This is a genomic window from Trichococcus paludicola, assembly GCF_003052295.1.
Taxonomy (GTDB): Bacteria; Bacillota; Bacilli; order Lactobacillales; family Aerococcaceae; genus Trichococcus; species Trichococcus paludicola.
In genome coordinates this window covers 17,038-37,651 of the sequence record NZ_QBLC01000003.1, presented here as the reverse complement: position 1 = coordinate 37,651, position 20,614 = coordinate 17,038, and the positions used below count along the sequence as shown (strand labels likewise).

The 20,614-nt window shown below is 46.9% G+C and carries 17 protein-coding genes; 5 read left to right on the top strand and 12 right to left on the bottom strand.

All coding sequences use genetic code 11. The features are described from left to right. Positions 1-57 precede the first annotated feature (57 nt). Positions 58-729: a YigZ family protein gene (locus C7R56_RS05010; protein ID WP_107995492.1), complete on the top strand. Its 672-nt coding sequence runs from the start codon at positions 58-60 to the stop codon at positions 727-729. Positions 730-786: 57 nt separating this feature from the next. Here the strand turns inward: C7R56_RS05010 and C7R56_RS05005 are convergent, their stop codons facing one another. The 11 genes from C7R56_RS05005 to groES all read right to left on the bottom strand — a co-directional run bounded on the left by C7R56_RS05005 (position 787) and on the right by groES (position 15,670). Further along, positions 787-1,884, bottom strand: a complete 1,098-nt coding sequence (locus tag C7R56_RS05005) for a glycosyltransferase family 4 protein (protein ID WP_234402584.1) — start codon at positions 1,882-1,884, stop codon at positions 787-789. A gap of 101 nt (positions 1,885-1,985) precedes the next feature. After that, positions 1,986-3,875 (bottom strand): LTA synthase family protein, encoded by a 1,890-nt coding sequence (locus C7R56_RS05000; RefSeq protein ID WP_107995490.1) that lies wholly within the window; start codon positions 3,873-3,875, stop codon positions 1,986-1,988. A gap of 25 nt (positions 3,876-3,900) precedes the next feature. Continuing rightward, on the bottom strand, positions 3,901-4,734 hold the full coding sequence (gene nadE / locus C7R56_RS04995) for an ammonia-dependent NAD(+) synthetase (RefSeq protein ID WP_107995489.1): 834 nt from the start codon (positions 4,732-4,734) through the stop codon (positions 3,901-3,903). Positions 4,735-4,763: 29 nt separating this feature from the next. Then, complete coding sequence (locus C7R56_RS04990) at positions 4,764-6,248, bottom strand: nicotinate phosphoribosyltransferase (RefSeq protein WP_107995488.1); 1,485 nt, start codon at positions 6,246-6,248, stop codon at positions 4,764-4,766. Positions 6,249-6,492: 244 nt separating this feature from the next. Further along, positions 6,493-7,929 carry a sugar transferase gene (locus C7R56_RS04985; protein ID WP_107995487.1) on the bottom strand — a complete coding sequence of 479 codons (1,437 nt, stop codon included), beginning with the start codon at positions 7,927-7,929 and terminating at the stop codon, positions 6,493-6,495. A gap of 201 nt (positions 7,930-8,130) precedes the next feature. Further along, on the bottom strand, positions 8,131-9,390 hold the full coding sequence (locus C7R56_RS04980) for an argininosuccinate synthase (protein ID WP_107995486.1): 1,260 nt from the start codon (positions 9,388-9,390) through the stop codon (positions 8,131-8,133). A gap of 242 nt (positions 9,391-9,632) precedes the next feature. After that, the gene (locus C7R56_RS04975; protein ID WP_107995485.1) at positions 9,633-11,534 is read right to left on the bottom strand and encodes a PTS fructose transporter subunit IIABC; all 1,902 of its coding nucleotides are present in this window, start codon (positions 11,532-11,534) and stop codon (positions 9,633-9,635) included. Between the two features lie 18 nt (positions 11,535-11,552). Further along, a complete protein-coding gene (pfkB, locus tag C7R56_RS04970) occupies positions 11,553-12,467 on the bottom strand; it encodes a 1-phosphofructokinase (protein ID WP_107995484.1) in 915 nt (304 codons plus the stop codon). Beyond that, the gene (locus C7R56_RS04965) at positions 12,467-13,216 is read right to left on the bottom strand and encodes a DeoR/GlpR family DNA-binding transcription regulator (protein WP_107995483.1); all 750 of its coding nucleotides are present in this window, start codon (positions 13,214-13,216) and stop codon (positions 12,467-12,469) included. Before C7R56_RS04965 ends, pfkB begins: the two co-directional genes overlap by 1 nt. Before the next feature lie 527 nt (positions 13,217-13,743). Next, positions 13,744-15,357: a chaperonin GroEL gene (groL, locus tag C7R56_RS04960; RefSeq protein ID WP_107995482.1), complete on the bottom strand. Its 1,614-nt coding sequence runs from the start codon at positions 15,355-15,357 to the stop codon at positions 13,744-13,746. Between the two features lie 28 nt (positions 15,358-15,385). Then, positions 15,386-15,670: a co-chaperone GroES gene (gene groES, locus C7R56_RS04955; protein WP_086985536.1), complete on the bottom strand. Its 285-nt coding sequence runs from the start codon at positions 15,668-15,670 to the stop codon at positions 15,386-15,388. A gap of 193 nt (positions 15,671-15,863) precedes the next feature. On the opposite strand from groES, the gene C7R56_RS04950 reads away from it, so the two are divergent. Both C7R56_RS04950 and C7R56_RS04945 read left to right on the top strand, forming a co-directional pair. Then, a complete protein-coding gene (locus tag C7R56_RS04950; protein WP_107995481.1) occupies positions 15,864-16,541 on the top strand; it encodes a CPBP family intramembrane glutamic endopeptidase in 678 nt (225 codons plus the stop codon). A gap of 41 nt (positions 16,542-16,582) precedes the next feature. After that, positions 16,583-16,789 (top strand): DUF4305 domain-containing protein, encoded by a 207-nt coding sequence (locus C7R56_RS04945; RefSeq protein WP_107995480.1) that lies wholly within the window; start codon positions 16,583-16,585, stop codon positions 16,787-16,789. A gap of 97 nt (positions 16,790-16,886) precedes the next feature. On the opposite strand, the gene C7R56_RS04940 is transcribed toward C7R56_RS04945, so the two are convergent. Further along, positions 16,887-17,519 (bottom strand): redox-sensing transcriptional repressor Rex, encoded by a 633-nt coding sequence (locus tag C7R56_RS04940; RefSeq protein WP_086629504.1) that lies wholly within the window; start codon positions 17,517-17,519, stop codon positions 16,887-16,889. A 348-nt stretch (positions 17,520-17,867) separates the two neighbouring features. Between C7R56_RS04940 and C7R56_RS04935 the strand changes: the two genes are divergently transcribed. Next, entirely contained in the window at positions 17,868-19,823 is a 1,956-nt protein-coding gene (locus C7R56_RS04935) for an ABC-F family ATP-binding cassette domain-containing protein (RefSeq protein WP_107995479.1), read from the top strand. A 114-nt stretch (positions 19,824-19,937) separates the two neighbouring features. Further along, a complete protein-coding gene (locus C7R56_RS04930; protein WP_107995478.1) occupies positions 19,938-20,594 on the top strand; it encodes an HAD family hydrolase in 657 nt (218 codons plus the stop codon). The last annotated feature ends 20 nt before the right edge of the window (positions 20,595-20,614 follow it).

Below are 20,614 nucleotides of genomic sequence, written 5' to 3'. Positions count from 1 at the left end.
CATCCGAGCCCCTCTGTGGTAAAATGAGATTGAACAACATATTGGAGGCTAAAGACTATGCTGACAACCTATCACACTATCGCAGAAAGCGGCGTTTCAGAGATCATCATCAAGGGCTCCCGCTTCATCTGCAGCCTCAAACGTGTCCATTCCGAAGACGAGGCCAAAGAATTCATCCAAGCCATCAAAAAAGAGCACTGGAAAGCGACGCACAACTGTTCCGCTTACCTGGTCGGCGACCAGAACGACATCCAACGCGCCCACGACGACGGTGAACCATCCGGAACAGCTGGCGTCCCGATGTTGGAAGTGCTCAAGAAAAACGATCTGCGTTACGTCGCAGCCGTCGTCACCCGCTATTTCGGCGGAACAAAGCTCGGTGCCGGCGGATTGATTCGTGCCTACAGCCGCTCCGTATCGTCAGCACTGAAGGACATCGGCATCGTTGTCCGCAGCCTCCAGACAAAAGTCGGCTGCATCGTTTCCTATTCCGCATCCGGAAAATTGGAGAATTACTTAGCGCAATCGGCCTATACTCTGATTGAGGCCCAATACACCGACCAGGTTTGTTTTTTGTGCGGCATCCCTACTGAGGACATCAGCCATTTCCAGGATGCTGTTACGGATGTCATGAATGGCCGTGTCGTCTTTGAAATCGGCGAGGAGGACTACGTGGAGCGTCCGGTCTCCCCAGCTTACGACGAAGCCGATGAAGGCGAAATCGAATAGACTTTGAATAAAAAAATGAACAAGCGCGTGATAGCCCGGTAGGCTTTCATGGCTTGTTCATTTGTTTTTGTCGTCCTTTTCCTTCAAAAGGCGATACAATGTCTTGCGCAACTTGGAGCGGTTGCTGTCCAACAAATTGAAGGAAGCGATGAAGAGCATCACGCCGAAAATCAGACCGACTACCAAAACTACCGTTCCCCAGAAAGAAGAAATCGGGAACAGGATGGCCGTCAAGGAGAAGATGATCGCCAAAGCATAAATGACCAAAACGGTCTGGCGGTGCGTAAAGCCCAGCCGCAGCAAACGGTGGTGCAGGTGGCTTTTATCCTTTGCGCTGATGGAACGCTTGTGCAAAGTCCGGCGAAGGACAGCGGCAATCGTGTCCGTCAACGGAACCCCGAGAATGGCTACCGGTATCAGGAGCGATACGAAGGTGGCATGTTTCAGGCCGTACAAGGACAACACCGCGATCATAAACCCTACGAACAGCGACCCCGTATCCCCAAGGAAAATGGAGGATGGGTAGAAGTTGAAAGGCAAAAAACCCAACAAACTTGCAACCAAAAGGAAAATCATGACGACGGTGGCGACATCCATATAATCGGTGAAGAAATAGCTGACGAAGCCCATCGTCGAGAGGGAAATGATTGAAGTTCCCGTCGCCAAGCCATCCAGCCCGTCCATCAGATTCACCGCATTCGTGATGACCACAATCCAAAGCATCATCACCAAGTAACCCGCTTCATGGAATTCGATTGTTCCGAAATAATCCAGCGTCAGGCTGTCTATTTTGATGCCCGTAAAAAAATACAGCACGTTCGCCGCAGTAAGGATGCCGATCATTTTCTGCCAAGGCCTCAGATCATAGGCGTCATCGATGATTCCCGTTATCAGGATGATCAACGAGCTCAAAAACATGATGCCTGCAAACCCTGAACGATTACTCAGAGGGACCCCAATGAAGAAGGCACCCCAATAAGCCGCGAATATGGCCACGCCTCCCATCGTAGGCGTTTCCTGGACATGCACTTTCGCTTCGGATGGCTTATCCGTCCAGCGGAACCGTCTCGCTGCCGCACGGAAAAGATAGGTGAACAGCACACTCGCCAGTATCGTCGCCCCGAAAAGCAGCATAAAACGTATAAAGAAACTCACCGGACCCCTCCTTTCACCCTGTATTTCCTTAATCATAGGCGATTCCGGACCTACATGCAAATCCAACTCTCACACAAGCCGCAAGCCTGCGGCAATCTGTTTCAATCGTTCATTTGGAAAAAACCGTTTGATTCTGCGTAATGGTTTCCGGTGGTCGTGTCGTACTGGATAAGATCATAATCCGCCAACAGGCTTCTGGCCTGATCGGAAAGTCCTTCTCGGCTCGAGACATACTCACCGGTATCGCCATTCACATACAGCGTCTTTTCGAAAGCCGGCACCTGTTCCTGAAGCGCCATCAACAAGGCTTCAAAAGCCGTGACGCGGCTGCCGCTCAACTCCAGCACTTCCGGGAAGAAATAGATGGGACTGGTGACGCCCAAATCTTTTTGGGCCTCTTCCGTGTTGCTGTAGACGAACATAGGTGTCTCATGCATATTCTGGATCGTGTTCAGCGCATAAAGATCCTCTCCGAAAACGCTCGGCCAATGATCCCCCCAAAACACGACGACGGTCGGCTCGTCCCATTCCTGCAGAGTTGCCAACAGATCCGCCAACGCTTGATCGCTGTACTGCAGATCCTGCAGATAGTTCCGGATTGTCTGGCTGGCAATGCCGGTTTCAGCAGCAGATGGCGTTACCGTGTATTTATTTTGATAAGGCGTATGGTTCTGCATCGTCACCAAATGGATAAAATCTTTTTCCTCGCTGGCTTTCAGGATAGCCGTTATTTCAGCGTACGCGGCTGCATCCGAAATGTACGGATTGGTATCCAGCTTTTCCGTATTCGTCATCGTGTCCTCGTAAAGAAAAGAATCGAATCCCAAAGTCTCATAGTTCTCCAACCGCTTATACATGGTCGTATTGTAGGGATGGATCGCTGTGGTACGGAAGCCGGCTTCTTCCAAACGGGACACGACGGATGGAAAGTCATCTTGCGTGGACAGGAACTGCGTATAGGGCGTCGTGATGTTCGCAGCGAACGGCTCCATCGAGAACCCTGTCAAAGCCTCAAATTCGATATTGGCGGTTCCGCCGCCATATCCTTGGGACAACAGCTCGCCGCTGTAACTTGTATCCATCAAGGCTCGCGTGAACGGAATCGGATCACTTTGCAGATCCAATCCTTCCAACTCAAGCGGGTCCGCAAAACTTTCATTCATGATGTAGATGACATTCGTTTCGGGCAACACAGCTGTTCTTTCTGCGTTGATTTCGTCAGCAAATTGCTGATAGGTTACCTTCAACTCATCGATTTTTTCCTGTGAATAATCCGCCGGCATCTCCATCGGCGCTGCCGATAGATTGTATAAGAAGCCGGCCACAAATCCGGTGTTGTAGTAATTCATTTGTTGGCTGTATGGAATCCAATACGCCGTTCTGTCATAGGCTTTCTTCAGCAGGTTGCCTTCCTGCTGGAACTGGCCTGCATAACCGAGTGCCAAACTTGTTGCAACGAACAGCAGCACGCGTGATTTCCATCCCAATTTCACGATTTGCTTGGATTTGGCCTGACGCAAGGAATAAAGTACGAATGCCAGAAACAGGATGAACACAAGGCTAAGCACCGCCAATGCCCGTCCATTGAGCATTTCCAAAAGGAAGGTGGCCTCCGTCAGCATCTTCAAATCGCTCGGATAAACGGGCTCGTTGCGCTGCAGCATCTTCTCATAGGTCGCCATCCCAAAGATTCCCCCCGACAGCAACAACAATGCATTCGCCCAGCGGATATTCCCTACCAGCGCCCAAAGCCATAGCCCAAGCGTCACTAACACGCCGGTACTGATCAGGAACTTCTCGGTATGCCAAGCAAATACAAAATTCACGACCAGTCCGGCATCCAGATCATTTTGGGTCCATTGAAGAAAGAGATGGACCACGAAAGCGGTCGCCAACAAGCTGAAGCAGTGCAGGAGCAGGAGGTGCCCCCCACTCTTGCACTGCAGATTTTGATTTTCTTGCATCATTTTATTTTGTTTGCTGATTTTCACTGCAAAACCCCACTATCTGAACAGATTAGGCTTCTTTCCAAAAACTGTCATAGACCGTGATCGGCAAGTGGCGTTTATGCTCGGTCTTCGTATACCAGCCTTCGATGATTGTTGCTTCCTTATCCGGTATTTCCTTGCCTTCCAGATAAGCATCAATCATCTCGTACGTCACTCCCAAAGCCACTTCATCAGGCAAAGCAGGCCGGTCTTCCTCCAAGTCCGCTGTCGGTACTTTTTCGTAGAGCTGTGTCGGTGCGCCCAGATCTTTCAACAATTGGCGTCCTTGACGTTTGTTCAAGCGCCAAATCGGCAACAAGTCGGCTGCGCCGTCCCCGAATTTCGTGAAGAAACCGGTCACGGATTCTGCAGCATGGTCAGTACCCAAAACAGCCCCGTTGCTGTCGCCCGCTATCGCGAACTGGACGATCATGCGTTGGCGTGCCTTGATGTTGCCTTTGTTGAAGTCGGTGATGGTGAGGCCGGCTTCTTCAAGCGCATCGAGTGCAGCGTCTGCCATTTCTTTGATGTTGACGACCAATTTTTGGTCAGGGGAAATGAAGGCAAGTGCAGCCTGGGCATCGTGCTCATCGAATTGAATGCCGTACGGAAGACGGACAGCGATGAATTGGTAACTGTCGTCGCCTGTCTCGTCACGCATTTCCTGGATCGCCAGCTGGGCTAACCGCCCCGTCAAAGTGGAGTCCTGCCCTCCGCTGATGCCCAAAACGAATGCCTTCAAAAACGGGTGTGCCGCCAAATAATCTTTCATGAAATCGATGCTGATGCGGATTTCCTCTTTTGGATCGATTTCCGGTTTCACTCTTAATGCAGCAATAATCTCTTTTTGTAGTGGACGCATACCTATTCCCCCTTGATTGATTTGATTGGTTATTTAGTGCTTTCCAATAATGACGCTTCTTCCTTGATTTGCTTCTTGATGGCTTTGATGGTGGACATCTTGTGATCGTACGTCTTCTGTGACAAGTCGACCGGATAGTCTTCCGGATTCAGGATTCGTTTGTATTCATCCCACAAACCGCTCATCTGCGCTTCCGAGAAGGCTTTTACTTCTTGGAGCGATGGCAATTCATAAACCACTTCACCATCCACGATGATGTCCTGGAGCACGGGACGCGCCTCAAAGTCAGTGATGGTCTTATTGATGTAAGTGAAGACGGGATGGAACATATACAGTTCCGCCTCTTGATCGGGCTTTTCTTCCCAAAGCGCAATGTAGTCCCCTTCCGACTTGCCGTCACGCTTGCGGGTGATTCGCCATACTTGCTTCTTGCCGGGTGTGGAAACTTTTTCGGCGTTGCTGGAGATCTTCATCGTGTCCACCATTTTGCCGCTCTCATCCGCTATAGAAACTAATTTATAGACCGCTCCAAGCGCGGGTTGGTCATAAGCGGTGATCAGCTTGGTGCCGACACCCCAGACATCTATTTTTGCACCTTGCATCTTCAAGTTCAAGATGGTCAATTCATCCAAGTCGTTCGATGCGTAGATTTTCGCATCGGTAAAGCCTGCCTCGTCCAATTGCTGACGGACTTTTTTGGAAATGTAGGCCATATCCCCGCTGTCTATGCGTACGCCATTGAAGTTTATCTTATCGCCCATTTCCCGCGCGACTTTGATGGCATTCGGCACGCCCGATTTCAACGTATCATACGTATCCACCAGGAATACGCAATCCTTGTGGGAACGCGCATAAGCCATGAAGGCATCGTAATCATTTCGATAAACTTGCACCATCGAATGGGCATGAGTACCAGAAGCCGGAATGCCGAACAGTTTAGCAGCTCGGACATTGCTCGTGGCATTGAATCCCGCGATGTAGGCTGCGCGTGTGCCCCAAATGGCGGCATCCATTTCCTGTGCTCTTCTGGAACCGAATTCCATCAATGGCTCATCATCGCAGACGTAGCGCAGACGTGCGGCTTTTGTCGCTATCAGCGTTTGGAAATTGACGACATTCAATAAGGCCGTTTCGATCAACTGGCATTCCGCCAACGGACCTTCCACTTGGACGATCGGTTCATTCGCGAAGACGAGGTCCCCCTCCAAAGCGGAACGGATCGTGCCCGAGAAACGGAAATTTTTCAGATACTCCAAAAAACCTTCCTCGTAGCCGACATGCTCCCGCAAATAGGCGATGTCCGTATCCGTGAAGCGTAAATTCTGAATGTAGGAAACGAAGCGCTCAAGCCCCGCATAGACTGCATAGCCGTTATTGAAAGGATACTTCCGGAAGTACAGTTCAAAAATTGCATGTTTTTCGGTAATGCCTTCATCCCAATAAGTCTTCATCATGTTAATTTGGTACAAATCAGTATGCAAAGCTAAACTATCATCGTTATAATCAAAACTCATCCAACTCACTCATTTCATCTTTGATCGTACGCCTCCGCATTCTGTCACGGTACTGCAGAAGGAAGTGCTCTATTTACCTATTGTAACGCAATTCCCCATACATTTCCGCTTTTTTGTCCAAAATCCTTCAGATTGATTATAGTGATTAGCCTATATTCCCGCAAACACAACCGGCATTTCTGTGTAAACAAAAAACCATCCTGGTGGGCGGAAAAACGCCCGGCAGGATGGTTTACTTTTCGTTTTAATAAATGACTCTGATGCCGCGTGCTTCAATCTCTTGCTCGGTCAGAATCGCTCGTTCGCTTTCATCCACACCTCGGGATGATACTTTATCGAACAAGATCTTGACCGTTTGCAGCATGATCTTCAAATCCAGTATCAAGGAATATTTCTTGATGTAGATCAGATCGAAGTTCAGCTTGCTGTTGAAGTCGGAGGCGTACTTCCCGTACACTTGCGCATATCCGGTAATACCGGCACGAACGTTGTGGCGCAGGTAATAATGCGGGTTCAATTCCTTGAATTGATCAACGAAGAAGGGACGTTCCGGCCGGGGGCCGACCAAAGACATATCGCCCAGCAACACATTGAACAATTGCGGCAGCTCATCGATGCGCAGGGAGCGCAGATATTTGCCGACTTTTGTGACGCGCATATCATTGCTTGTTGCCAAAACCGGGCCTGAATCTTTCTCAGCAGTCACACCCATGCTGCGGAACTTCAAAATTTCGAATTCCTTGCCGTCTTTGGTGATGCGTGTCTGCTTGTAGAATACGGGACCTTCGGAACTTTTCTTCACCAAGAAAGCCGTAACTGCCATGATCGGCGAGGTAATAACGATACCGATCAGCGCAACTGCAATATCGATGATCCGTTTCATAAGACCATCTTCTGCCGAGATACGGAACGGGGAAACCTCGATGATGCTTTCATCTTCGATGTTCATCATGTTCGGATTGACCATGATCAGATTTTCAAAGCTGGTATTCAAGAACATCTTCTTCTCTTTGCTCGTCAACAGATCGTATATCTTGAGTTTTTCAGATTCTTCGATCTGGCTCGCTAAGTAGACGATATCAATCTCTTCTAGGTGCCGCAAAACATTTTCGTAATAATCCGACAGGACGACATGCGTCACCATATGGCGGATGCTTTTTGTATTCGTGAAGTTGTCGACTGCCGCAAATACTTCCTTTTCCATCCCGACAATCATGACCCGTTTGCTTCCGCTCATGCTCTGATACATTTTGAAAACCATTACGCGGAACAGGAACAAAAGGATTGTTCCCACAAAAAAGTTGATCAGAATGACCGATCGCGGGAATGCCAACCATCGCCCGGCAAAAGTCAGCGCCATGATGATCAACGAAAGAACGAATTGTCCGATGACCGTGATGAATAAGAAATCACTGATCGATTTGTTATAAAATATGTACGTACCGAACAGGATATTGACGATGATGAAAATCACTGAGACGTAGGCAATGCTGCCCTGAAAGGCATCGAAGTTTATCAATGGTATATTTCTTCCAAATTTTAAATAAAAAGATAACAGCAATGATCCGATGAACAACAGCACATCAATGATGCCGATGATAATTTTACGGGCTTTGTTCCATTCACCTGTTTGATTCACGCTTAATCTCCTCCTCCTTAAACTAGCTAAATATGAATGCATTCATTTTATCATAGTTTATTCTTTTGGGATATCAAAGTTTGGAAATGCAATATCCCTCCATTTTTGGATGACGGCCTGCTTGCGGCGTCATCCTCCAGGGTTTCATCCAATAACTGAAAAAGAACGCCCTCATCAGGAGTTATTGCCTGATGAGGGCGTTCCAGAGCGGACTAGTTGTCAAGAGACACTAATACCGGTTGTTTATTTTAAAAGATCTTTCAATTCTTCATGTGTCGCTTGATCTTCAGCTTGCTCTTTCATGACACGGATGGATGTAGGTAATCCGAACAGACGGATAAAGCCGGCTGCATCAGTATGGTTGTATACATCGTCGCTCTCGAAAGTCGCGAAGCTTTCGCTGTACAATGATTTCGCGCTGACAACGCCAGCATCAGTGATGTTGCCTTTATAAAGCTTCATCTTCACGAAACCTTCGACATTCTGTTGTGTTTCCTCAACAAATGCAGCCAATGCTTTGCGCAATGGTGTATACCACAATCCGTTGTATACAAGCTCCGCATATTTGTTGGCAAGCAATTGTTTGTATTGGAACGTGTCTTTGTCCAGGCAAAGCTGTTCCAATTTATCGTGGGCATGGTACAGCACAGTTCCAGCTGGCGTTTCATAAACGCCTCTTGATTTCATGCCGACTAAGCGGTTCTCCACGATATCGATGATGCCGACGCCGTTCGCGCCTGCAATCACATTCAATTTTTCGATCAGAGCGATGCCGTCCAAAGCTTCACCGTTCAGGCTGACCGGTATGCCTTTTTTGAATTCCAGGGTAACATAGGTCGCTTCGTCCGGAGCTTTCTCAGGCGTCACGCACATCTCCAGAATTTTATCGTAATCAGGCTCGTTGGCTGTCATTTCCAGATCAAGGCCTTCATGCGATAGATGCCATAAGTTTTTATCTTTTGAGTAGTTTGTTTCCAACGTAATCGGAAGCGGCACGTTATGTGCAGCAGCATACGCAAATTCATCTTCTCTGGAAGTCAGTTCCCATTCTCTCCAAGGGGCGATGATCGTGATGTTCGGATCGAATTCTCTGATGCCGACTTCAAAACGGACCTGGTCGTTCCCTTTCCCTGTTGCTCCATGAACGATCGCATCAGCATTTTCCAGATGCGCAATCTCTACCATTCTTTTCGCAATGATCGGACGGGCGAAAGAAGTCCCCAATAAATATTGTCCTTCGTACTTAGCGCCTGCTTGCAATGTCGGCCAAATGAATTCTTCGACGAATTCCTTCTTCAAGTCTGCAACATACAATTTCGATGCGCCACAGTTGATCGCTTTTTCTTCCAATCGGCTGTAGTCATCACCTTGTCCTACGTCTCCTACTACGGCGATTACTTCACAGTTGTTGTAATTTTCTTTTAACCAAGGGATGATGACTGACGTGTCCAATCCACCTGAGTAAGCCAAAACCACTTTTTTGATTGATTCCTTTGCTGCCATGCTTTTACCTCCTTATACAGATTTCAATATCCGTTGCTTTTATGCATGAACTGATATCTACATTTTCATTTATTTAACAATATGCATTATAGCATATCTGCCATGAAAATCATCCCATTTTTTTACATTATTCTCATTTATCTGTCATACCGTTTTCATTTATTAGACTTGTTTTCGGAACAGCAAAAAAGAGAGAACAGTTAGGGGGATGCCCAGTCTGTTCTCTCAATGCATGATTCAATTTATTTTGCGACTTCTTGTGTCTTAGTTTTTTTCCACAGACCCAACGTCAACGCTGAAACGGCTGTTCCGATCAATAAAGCAAGCAAGAACATCAACGGACGGTTAGCCAACGTGATTACGAACAAGCCGCCATGTGGTGCAGGGATCGAAACTGCCCATAGCTGCGTCAAACCACCAGCAATCGCTGAACCAAGGATAGATGAGCCGATAACGCGCATCGGATCTGCTGCAGCGAATGGAATTGCACCTTCAGTGATGAAGGAAAGGCCCAACAAGATGTTGGAAAGTCCAGATTTTTGTTCGATATCTGTAAATTTATTTTTGAAAATCAAGGTTGCAATACCGATTGCCAATGGAGGAATCATACCACCAGCCATTACAGCGGCCATCAAGCTGCCATCGCCAGTATCCGTGAAGATACCGATTGAGAAGGCATAAGCTGCTTTATTGAATGGACCACCCATATCGATTGCCATCATACCGCCAAGAACAGCACCCAACAGCACAGCATTACCAGTACCCAAGTTTTCCAGGAAGGTAATCATAGCTGTATTGATTGTGGAGAAGACAGGACCGACCAAGAAATACATCAACAAACCAGTGATCAATAGACCGAACACAGGGTATAAGAGAATTGTCTTCATGCCATCCAATGCCCGCGGTAATCCTTTAAAGGCTTTCTTCAGATAAACCATGATGTAACCTGCCAAGAAACCAGCAATCAAACCGCCCAAGAATCCGGCATTTGCTTGCACAGCCAAGTAACCGCCCGCCATACCTGGAAGCAACCCTGGACGATCTGCGATACTCATTGCGATGTAACCGGCCAAAATCGGAATCAGGAAGCTGAATGCCGCTCCACCAATTGCCATAAAGGAAATGAACAACGTACTGTCAGCACCGAATGACGTTTCGAACAGGAAGGAAATCGCAATCAGGATACCACCACCGACAACAAACGGCAACATGTGTGAAATACCGTTCATCAGATCTTTGTAGATTCTTCCGATGATTGATGGATTTTCGTCGCTTGAGCTGGATGAGAATGTATCGCCTTCAACATTCAGGATCGGTGCTTCTTGACGCATTGCTTTTGTGATCAATTCTTCAGCTTTGTTGATGCCGTCGCTTACCGGTCTTTGAAGAACGTGTTTACCGTTGAAACGCGCCATTTCAACTTTTTTGTCAGCTGCCACGATGACGCCATCAGCACGGCGGATTTCGTCGGCTGTCAAGGCGTTCTTGACGCCATCCGAGCCGTTCGTTTCAACGCGGATATCGACGCCCATTTTTTCAGCCATCAGTTTCAATGAATCTTCAGCCATATACGTGTGTGCGATCCCTGTAGGACAAGCCGTTACTGCAATGACGAAAGGTCTCTTCGTTTCGGTTGCCGCTACTGGAGCTGCTTTCGCTGCTGCTTCTGCTTGCTCTTTGGCTTCGCGCTTAGCTTCTGCTGCCGCAAACAAACCTTGAACTTCTTCTGGAGTCTGAGCTTTTTTCAATGATGCAGTGAAATCAGGATTGATAAGTAAACGGGATAATGACGCTAAAACTTCCAAATGAACATTATTTGCGCCTTCTGGAGCCGCAATCATGAAGAATAGATGTGCTGGTTGACCGTCCAATGAAGCATAGTCCACACCTGCTGCACTTTTTGCAAAAACAACTGCAGGTTTGATGACCGCTTTGTTTTTGGCATGCGGCATTGCGATGCCGTCGCCCAAACCAGTGGATGTTTGTGACTCGCGCTTCATGATGCCCTCTTTGTAAACCGCAACATCATTGATGATGCCATTAGTGGAAAGACCTGCGATCATTTCATCGATGACGCCCTCTTTAGTTGTTGCTTGCAAATCCATAACCATCAATTCTTTTAGTAAGATATCATTGATTTTCATATTAATAAGTTCTCCTCCCTATAGCTGACTGATAGTGACTTGTTTGACTAGAGTATCAATTTCTTCGCGTTTGGCTAAATCGTCGGCAAAAGCGGTTGCGCTTCCGCAAGCGATACTGACTTTGAATGCTTCCAACGGGTCGTGCGTCTTCATGTATGTTCCGACAAATCCGGCAATCATTGAATCTCCGGACCCTACTGAATTTTTAAGTACCCCTTTTGGTACTGTACCATGGTAAACACCTTCCGGAGTGAAAAGGATCGCTCCTTTAGCTGCCATTGAGATGATTGCGTATTGCGCTCCCCCTTCAAGCAATTTCTTGCCGTATGGCAGGATGTCCTCATCCGTTTCGAAAGTGGTATCGAACAATTCCGCCAATTCGTGGTGGTTCGGTTTCACCAATAACGGATGGTAAGGCAACGCATTTTTCAGTTCTTCCCCGGTCGTATCGATCAGGAACGGTACGCCTTTGTCCGTCAATCTGCGGATGATGGTCTGATAATAATCATCCGGCAAGCTTGCAGGTTTGCTTCCCGCCAAGACTACGATGTCGTTTTCCGGATCAAGCGCATCGAATTGTTTCAGGAATTCTTCTGCGACTGCAGGCTCGATATTCGGGCCTGGACCGTTCATTTCAGTCTCCATTCCTGACTTGATCTTGACGTTGATGCGGGTCGCTTCCTCCACATGCGTGAAATGCGTTTTGCTTTTTTCCGCTTCCAACCAGTCTTCGATGTATTTTCCGGTGAAACCTCCAAGGAACCCTAAAGCGGTATTTTCCACTTCCAGTTCGTTCAGGATGCGGGAAACGTTGATGCCTTTGCCACCCGGCAGTTTGAAATCCTGTTGGATACGGTTCACTTCGCCCAACTCGATAGCGGGCAAATGGACGATGTAATCGATGGATGGATTTAATGTTACTGTATATATCATTATTCAGCCTCCCAAATAGTTGTACTGTCTTTCAGGTTACGTTTGATTTCCGACGGGACATTGTAGCTGACGATGCCACAATCCTCAATGTCGCAGACCTTCACAAAACTGACTTGTTTGAACTTCGAAGCATCCGCAACGACATAGCTTTGTGCTGCATTTTCAATGGCTATCCGCTTGATGGCCGCTTCTTCGGTGTCCGGCGTCGTGAAGCCATATTGCTTGTCGATGCCGTTGATGCCAAGAAAAGCTTTGCTGAAACGGTAATTCCTCATTTGCATTTGGCTGACTGGTCCGATGACTGCTTTTGTCTCCATCTTGATTTTGCCGCCTATAAGGATCGTCTCGATTTGTATATCCGATAATAAACTGGCGTGCGGGACGCCATTGGTGACGACGAGGATGCTCTTGCCTTTCAGGAAGGGAATCATTTCGTAGGTGGTCGATCCGGCATCCAAAAAGATGATGTCTTGATCGCTTACCAATTGAGCTGCTTTTTCAGCGATCCGTTGTTTATCCTGAACGTTTTTGGATGTTTTATCTTCCATCCTGTCCTCAGCGGAAACACTGTAGTTCCTCTTTGCTCCGCCATGTACACGGATCAGGAAGCCGGCCTCTTCTAGAGTGCTCAAATCCCGTCTGATTGTGGATTCAGAACTGCCCGTCTGATCGACTAGGTCCTGCAGTTTTACGATATTGTCTTTTGCTAAAGTGTCTAGAATGATTTTATGCCGTTCTTCTGTAAGCACTTTCTATCACCTCTCGAACAAAAATATACCACCCACACGGGAATAAAGCAATCATTTTCCTTCAAAAACATTAACTTTCATTCAAAACCATCCAAAAACATTGATGGAACAGCTTTTCATAAGGATAATTTTTTTTATTTTCAAACCATATATTGGTGCTTTTCCATAATAGAAGGTAAAAAAATAGAGCTGACCAACAAAATTATGTTGGTCAGCTCTATTTATGGGTTGCAAGGATGTGATTGTTCGCTTTCTTAAACAGTTCATCCTATATAGAACGGTTCTGAATCCTAGAGTTCTCCGTCTAACGCTGTTCATGCCCACTCAGCCAAAACCGGGCTGCTTGGTCCTGAACCTCGTTAGTGCTCAAACTCTGAGCTCAGGATTCATCACACACTGTTATAGTTGAACTCTGAATTGCAGAGGGTTCCGCCTAAGTTGATAACCACACACGGACAAAAAACGTCCGCTTTGTGGTTATCCTCTTAGTGCTCACCCTCTAAACGCAATTCATCGTATCCTAATTTTTACATCATGCCCATGCCTGGGTCCATTGATGGGGGTGTGGCTGGGGCGGGACGGTCGGCTACGATAGCTTCTGTCGATAGGATCAAGGCAGCAACGCTGGCTGCATTTTGTAATGCGGAACGTGTCACTTTTGTAGGATCGACGATTCCTGCATCAATCATGTTTACCCATTCGTCGGTTGCGGCGTTATAACCCATGCCAACTTCAAGGCCTTTGATCTTATCGGCTACAACGGAGCCTTCTTTTCCTGCATTTTCAGCGATTTGTCTCACTGGCTCTTCTAATGAACGTGCTACGATGCGTGCACCTGTCGCTTCGTCGCCGGTCAGTTCCAACGCTTCGACGCATTTTTGAACGTTGATCAAGGCTGTACCACCACCGGATACGATACCTTCTTCAACAGCAGCCCGCGTTGCGTTCAAAGCATCTTCGATACGCAGTTTGCGTTCTCTTAATTCAGTTTCTGTAGCCGCTCCGACTTTGATGACGCCGACGCCACCGGATAATTTCGCAAGGCGTTCTTGCAATTTCTCACGATCAAACTCTGAAGTTGTTTCGGCTGATTGCGCACGGATGACCGCCACACGTTGTTCAATAGCTGCTTTTTCGCCAGCTCCTTCAACGATTGTTGTGGAATCTTTGGTTACGACAACTTTGCCTGCACGACCCAAATGTTCTACGGAAGCATCCTTCAATTCCAAGCCTAAGTCTTCAGCAATGACTGTACCGCCTGTCAAGATTGCGATGTCCTGCAGCATTTCTTTACGACGGTCACCGAAACCAGGTGCTTTGACTGCCGCTACATTGAATGTTCCACGCAATTTGTTCAATACTAATGTTGGAAGTGCTTCTCCGTCAACATCATCAGCAACAATCAATAATGGGCGTCCTTGTTGCAAAATTTGTTCCAATAAAGGCAAGATGTCCTGGATATTGGATAATTTACGATCCGTGATTAGGATGTACGGTGCTTCCAATTCAGCTTCCATCTTATCGTTGTTAGTGACCATGTATTGCGATAGGTATCCGCGATCGAATTGCATGCCTTCAACAACATCCAATTCGGTTTCGATCCCTTTAGATTCTTCGATAGTGATGACCCCGTCGTTGCCGACTTTTTCCATTGCTTCAGCAATCAATTCGCCGATTTCTTTCGATCCGGATGATACGGCAGCAACCTGCGCAATCGATTCTCTCGAATTTACGGTTTGGGAAATTTCCGCCAAACCTTTTACAGCTGCTTGTGTAGCCAACTCAATACCGCGACGGATGCCCACTGGGTTTGCACCTGCTGTAACGTTTTTCAGCCCTTCGCGAACGATGGCTTGTGTCAAAACAGTGGCAGTTGTAGTACCATCACCGGCAATGTCGTTTGTTTTGGAAGCAACTTCGGCAACCAGTTTCGCTCCCATATTTTCGAAGCGATCTTCCAATTCGATTTCTTTGGCGATTGTCACGCCATCATTCGTAATCAACGGAGAGCCGTACGCTTTTTCCAAAACGACATTGCGTCCTTTGGGTCCTAGAGTCACTTTTACGGTATTTGCTAAGATATCTACACCACGAAGCATTGCTGCTCTTGCGTCTTCTGAAAATTTAATGTCTTTTGCCATTTATCGATTCACCTCATGAATTATATTTTTAGTCCAGGATTGCTACGATGTCGCTTTCTTTGATCACTAAGTATTCTGTTCCCGCATATTTAACTTCTGTGCCTGCATATTTTTCGAAAAGGACAGTATCTCCGGCCTTAACGGTCATTTCGATTGTTACCCCGTTATCTGTCACGAGACCTGTGCCAACAGCAATAACGGTACCTGTTTGGGATTTTTCTTTAGCGGATGACGGTAAAACGATGCCGCCTATAGATTTTTCTTCTTCTTTGGCAACTTCTACAATAACACGGTTTCCTAATGGTTTTAACAAGATAACCCCTCCAAAATAATATCATTTTAGCACTCATCAACTCAGAGTGCTAAGTTACATTTCTATATTAATCAATCTCCAATTAATTTGCAAGAGGGAAGCCGATTTTTTCCAATTCTATTTTTGAGCGCTACTGTGCTATACTATTTATCAAGCGCAAAAACGTCAGTTCTCTCAGAAAGGTACTATTAATATGAATAAAAAAATACGTTCAAGGTTAACGTTAGCCATACAGATCATCCTCATCTATCTCGCTTCTCAGTTTCTGCCGGTCTTGATTCTTTTGTTCATTCCGGAGGCAGATCGCATTGCGGCCGCCATGAATCTCTCGCTATTCTTTGCTTTCCTAGGGACTGTCCTTATGGTAGCATGGAATAGCAGAAAAAAATGGACACCACAAAACAGTCTTACGGATCAACCGGCTGCCCCAATCGGAAAAACGCTCACGAACGGACTCTTCGGTTTCATGGGAGCTGTCCTGATTCAGATCGTCGCGATGAATGTGGAGTATCTTTTGTTCAAGATGCCAGTCGTTTCCGAAAATACGGAAGTGTTGCTGGACTTGACAAACCGCTACCCGTTCTTTATTTTCAACATCATCATCTTTGCACCTGTGATGGAGGAATTTGTATTCCGTAAAGCGATTGTCACCCATCTGGTTGACGGGATCGGGATAGTCGGCGCGGCCACTATCAGCGCTTTGCTTTTTGCGATTGCACATAATGATGGGCACTATTTAGTTTACGGCTCTCTGGGTCTTTGGTTTTCTTTCCTTTATTACCGGACAAGAAACATAGCGACTCCGATGATTGCCCATGCGTTGATGAATGCCGTGTCCGCCTTGCCGATTCTGTCCCAACTCATTTCGTAAGACTCGTGGAGCACGCTATTTAGGAAGAAGAAAGGAATAACATGACTTTAAAAAATCTATTAATTCAAATAATCATTCGATTCGTTTTCGCCGTCCTCTTCATCTGGCTGGCAGTCGATGCCGTGAATACTGCAGGCTGGGGATTCATGGCCATCGTCAGCGTGCTGTTCGCAACAAGTGATGTTGTGAAAGGCGTACGCATGTTCAATGCCTACTTGAAAATCAAAGACAGCATGGATAAAAATTAGGAAAAGCTGAACGGGTTCGTTCAGCCCTAAAAAAAAGAAGGATGAGGCAGCCTCATCCTTCTTTTTGCGTTCTCTTCTACTCGGCTATCGACTTTGCTCAGCCGATGTCATTGTCCAAGAAATAGATCAATGTTTGCAATTCATTCGTCAAGTCCACATTCTGAACGCGGACATTGTCCGGAACGGAAAGACGGATTGGGGTAAAGTTCATGATGCCGCGAACGCCCGCTTCAGTCAATCGGTTAGTGGCATCCTGCGCCACTTCCTGGGGAACGGTCAAAATGGCTACATCAATCTGCTGGATGCGCAATTGCTCAACCATATCCGTCATCGGATAAACCGGCACACCGCTAAGGATTTTGCCGACGATGCCTTCATTGACATCAAATGCGGCACTGATGCGCACATTATTGCTTACATGGAAGTTGTAGTTCAACAAGGCATGTCCCAAATTACCCACACCTATCAGAGCCACGTTCGTCAAACGGTCCTGATTCAATGTTTTGCTGAAGAAATCCAACAAATACTCGACATCATAGCCGTATCCTCTTTTGCCTAGTGCGCCAAAATATGAAAAATCCCTACGGATAGTAGCACTGTCCACTTTTACTGCTTCACTCAATTCAGTGGATGAAACACGTTTTTTACCAGCGTTATGCAAAAAGCGCAAGTAGCGATGGTAAATCGGCAACCTCCTTGCCGTAGCTTTTGGAATATCATTCGTCGACATTATTTTCTCCTCTTCTTTCCTCGTTCATTTAGTACCTCATATTGTTTGTCCGAATGCACAAACTTTAAAAAGTATGTTCACATACTTAGGCTTTCATTTCATATTGACTATTATAGCATCTGATTGTGAAAAATCTACTAATTTGTTCGAAACCGGACTTGATTGTGAAGCCTTTTTTGAACAATATGTGAAATACAATACTAATTGTAAACGGGGTCATTAATAAATTTCACATGCACAAATACGTGAATATAGCAATAACTCTGCTTGTCCCTATCGAATCAGTGCTTGCTGTGATAAAATGGAAAGGATAAATGTGAGTATTTATTTAGAAAGAGGACACTACATATGATTTTACTACAAGGACAAAATTTGGCGCGCCTTTTTGGGGCGAGCGTCTTATTCGATAATATTCAAATTACCGTCCAGGACCATTCGCGCATTGCGCTCGTCGGCCGAAACGGAGCAGGAAAATCAACCCTGCTGAAGATTTTGGCAGGCATCGAAGCAACGGATGCCGGTTCTGTTTCCAAGAGCAAGGAAGTTACGATCGGCTATTTGGATCAGCATAGCGCGGTCGATTCCTCCAATACGATTTGGCAAGAAATGTTGACCATTTTTGCCCCCCTTATCCGATTAAGCAAAGAGGCTGAGCAAGCCGCTTTCGCGTTGGGGGATCCGGACCTGCTCGAAGACGAGGAGGCGTATCAAAAAGCTTTGGAACGCTATGACCATCTTCAGCATACCCTGCATGAAAAGAATGCATACGGCTACGAATCTGAAATCCGTTCGGTGTTGCACGGATTCCAGTTCTACGAAGAAGATTATGATCGCCCAATTTCCCAATTGTCAGGCGGCCAGAAAACAAGGCTCGCTTTGGCCAAAATCCTGCTTGAGAAAAACGATTTGCTCATTTTGGATGAGCCCACCAACCATCTGGACATCGACACGCTGGCTTGGCTGGAAAATTATCTGATCGGTTACAACGGCTCGCTTTTGATTGTTTCCCATGACCGCTATTTCCTGGACAAAGTCGCCACTGAAGTCTACGAAATCAGCCGGCACAAAATCCAGCACTACAAAGGGAACTATTCTTACTATCTGACCGAAAAAGCCGCCCGCCTGGAACAGGAATTGAAGGCTTACGAGAAGCAACAAGATGAAATCTCCAAATTGGAGGATTACGTCGCCCGTAACCTGGCGCGCGCCTCCACGACCAAGATGGCGCAAAGCCGCCGCAAACGTCTGGAAAAAATGGACCGGATGGACAAACCGAAAGGCGATGAACGTTCCGCCCGCTTCTCCTTCGAGATCGCAAAAGAGAGCGGAAACGTCGTCTTGACCCTTGAAGACGGCGCAGTCGGCTATGCCGATACGGTCTTGGCTGACCCAATCAACCTTGATATCCGCAAACAGCAAGCGATTGCGATTGTCGGTCCGAACGGGATCGGCAAGTCCACTTTGCTGAAGTCGATCATTTCCGAAATTCCGCTCTTGAAAGGCAGAGTCCAGCTCGGTGCCAATGTGGACCTCGGTTATTATGATCAGGAATTAGGCAACCTTTCCAAAAACAAGAGCGTTCTCGCCGAAATCTGGGATCTTCACCCTACGCTGAACGAAAAAGATGTGCGCAGCATCCTGGGAAGCTTCCTGTTCTCCGGCGCCGATGTCGAAAAAACGATCCCGGCATTGAGCGGTGGCGAGAAGGCTAGGCTTTCGCTCTGTAAGCTGGCCTTGGATCAAAAGAACTTTCTGGTCCTCGATGAACCCACGAACCATTTGGACATCGACAGCAAGGAAGTACTCGAAAATGCCTTGATCGATTATGACGGCACCCTACTTTTCGTTTCCCATGACCGCTATTTCATCAACCGGATTGCGACAAGTATTGTCGAACTCTCCGCTGAAGGCAGCAAATTGTATCTCGGGGACTATGATTACTATATTGAAAAGAAACAACAAGAAGCGGCTCTGGCAGCTCTGCAACAGGCCGAAAACGCCGTGGAACCAAACACTGCCGTTGAGCCCCTTTCGAAAGCCAAAGGGGATTACGTTTCCTCCAAGGAAAAGCTGAAATTGGAAAGAAAACTGGCTCGGCAAGTCGAGGCTTTGGAAGATGAATTGGCGACCGTTGAAGAGGCCATCACTGCGATCGAACTGCAATTGACGGAGCCTGAAGTCTACGGTGATCATGAAAAAGTCCAACAGTTCAACCAACAATTGCTCGCCCTCCAAGCAAAGCAAGATGAGCTGATGCAGGATTGGGAAGATCAGACAACCGCGCTTGAGGAACTGAGCGAATAGTCTAGAGGCTAACCGTTTCGACTCGGGGACTGCCTGTTTTGACTAAGCAATGCCGGAAGTTTTGTTAAGATGCACTGGAACAAGTACGCATATTAGGAATATGGAGGTAAGAATATGTTGGAAGCCGTTTTATTTGATATGGATGGTGTCATCATCGATACGGAACCATTCTTTTTGCGATCAGAGAGTATGTTATTGAAGGAATTCGGAGTAGACACCGAGTTGGAGTACCATTTCCGCTACCAAGGGACAACGCATGAGTACATGTGGGAAACAATGAAAAATGAATTCGACCTGGATGCCCCGGTCGGAGAATTGGTGGAACGGGCGAACGTCATCCGGAACCGCTTGATGGAAGAAGATGGTCTGCAACCGATTCCGGGTGTGATCCCCTTCATTGCACGTCTGCATGAAGCGGGTGTCCCTTTAGCAATCGCCTCCTCCTCTCCGTTGACGGATATCCAAAAAGCTGTAAAATCATTGGACATCGAAAAATATTTCAGCTATTTTGTTTCAGGAGAAAGCGTTGCGCACTCTAAGCCTGCGCCGGATATTTTTCTGGATGCTGCCGAAAACCTGAAGGCCAAACCGGAAAACTGCGTCGTCATAGAGGACTCCAGAAACGGGATTGCCTCTGCACATGCGGCTGGCTGCAAATGCATCGGTTTCCGCAATCTCGAGTTCCCTCCACAGGATCTATCCTTGGCAACCGTCATCGTCACCGATTTTTCAAATCTCGATGCCGATTACTGCAGAGCGCTGATAGATTAAGAAGCCAAAAAAAGAGAACG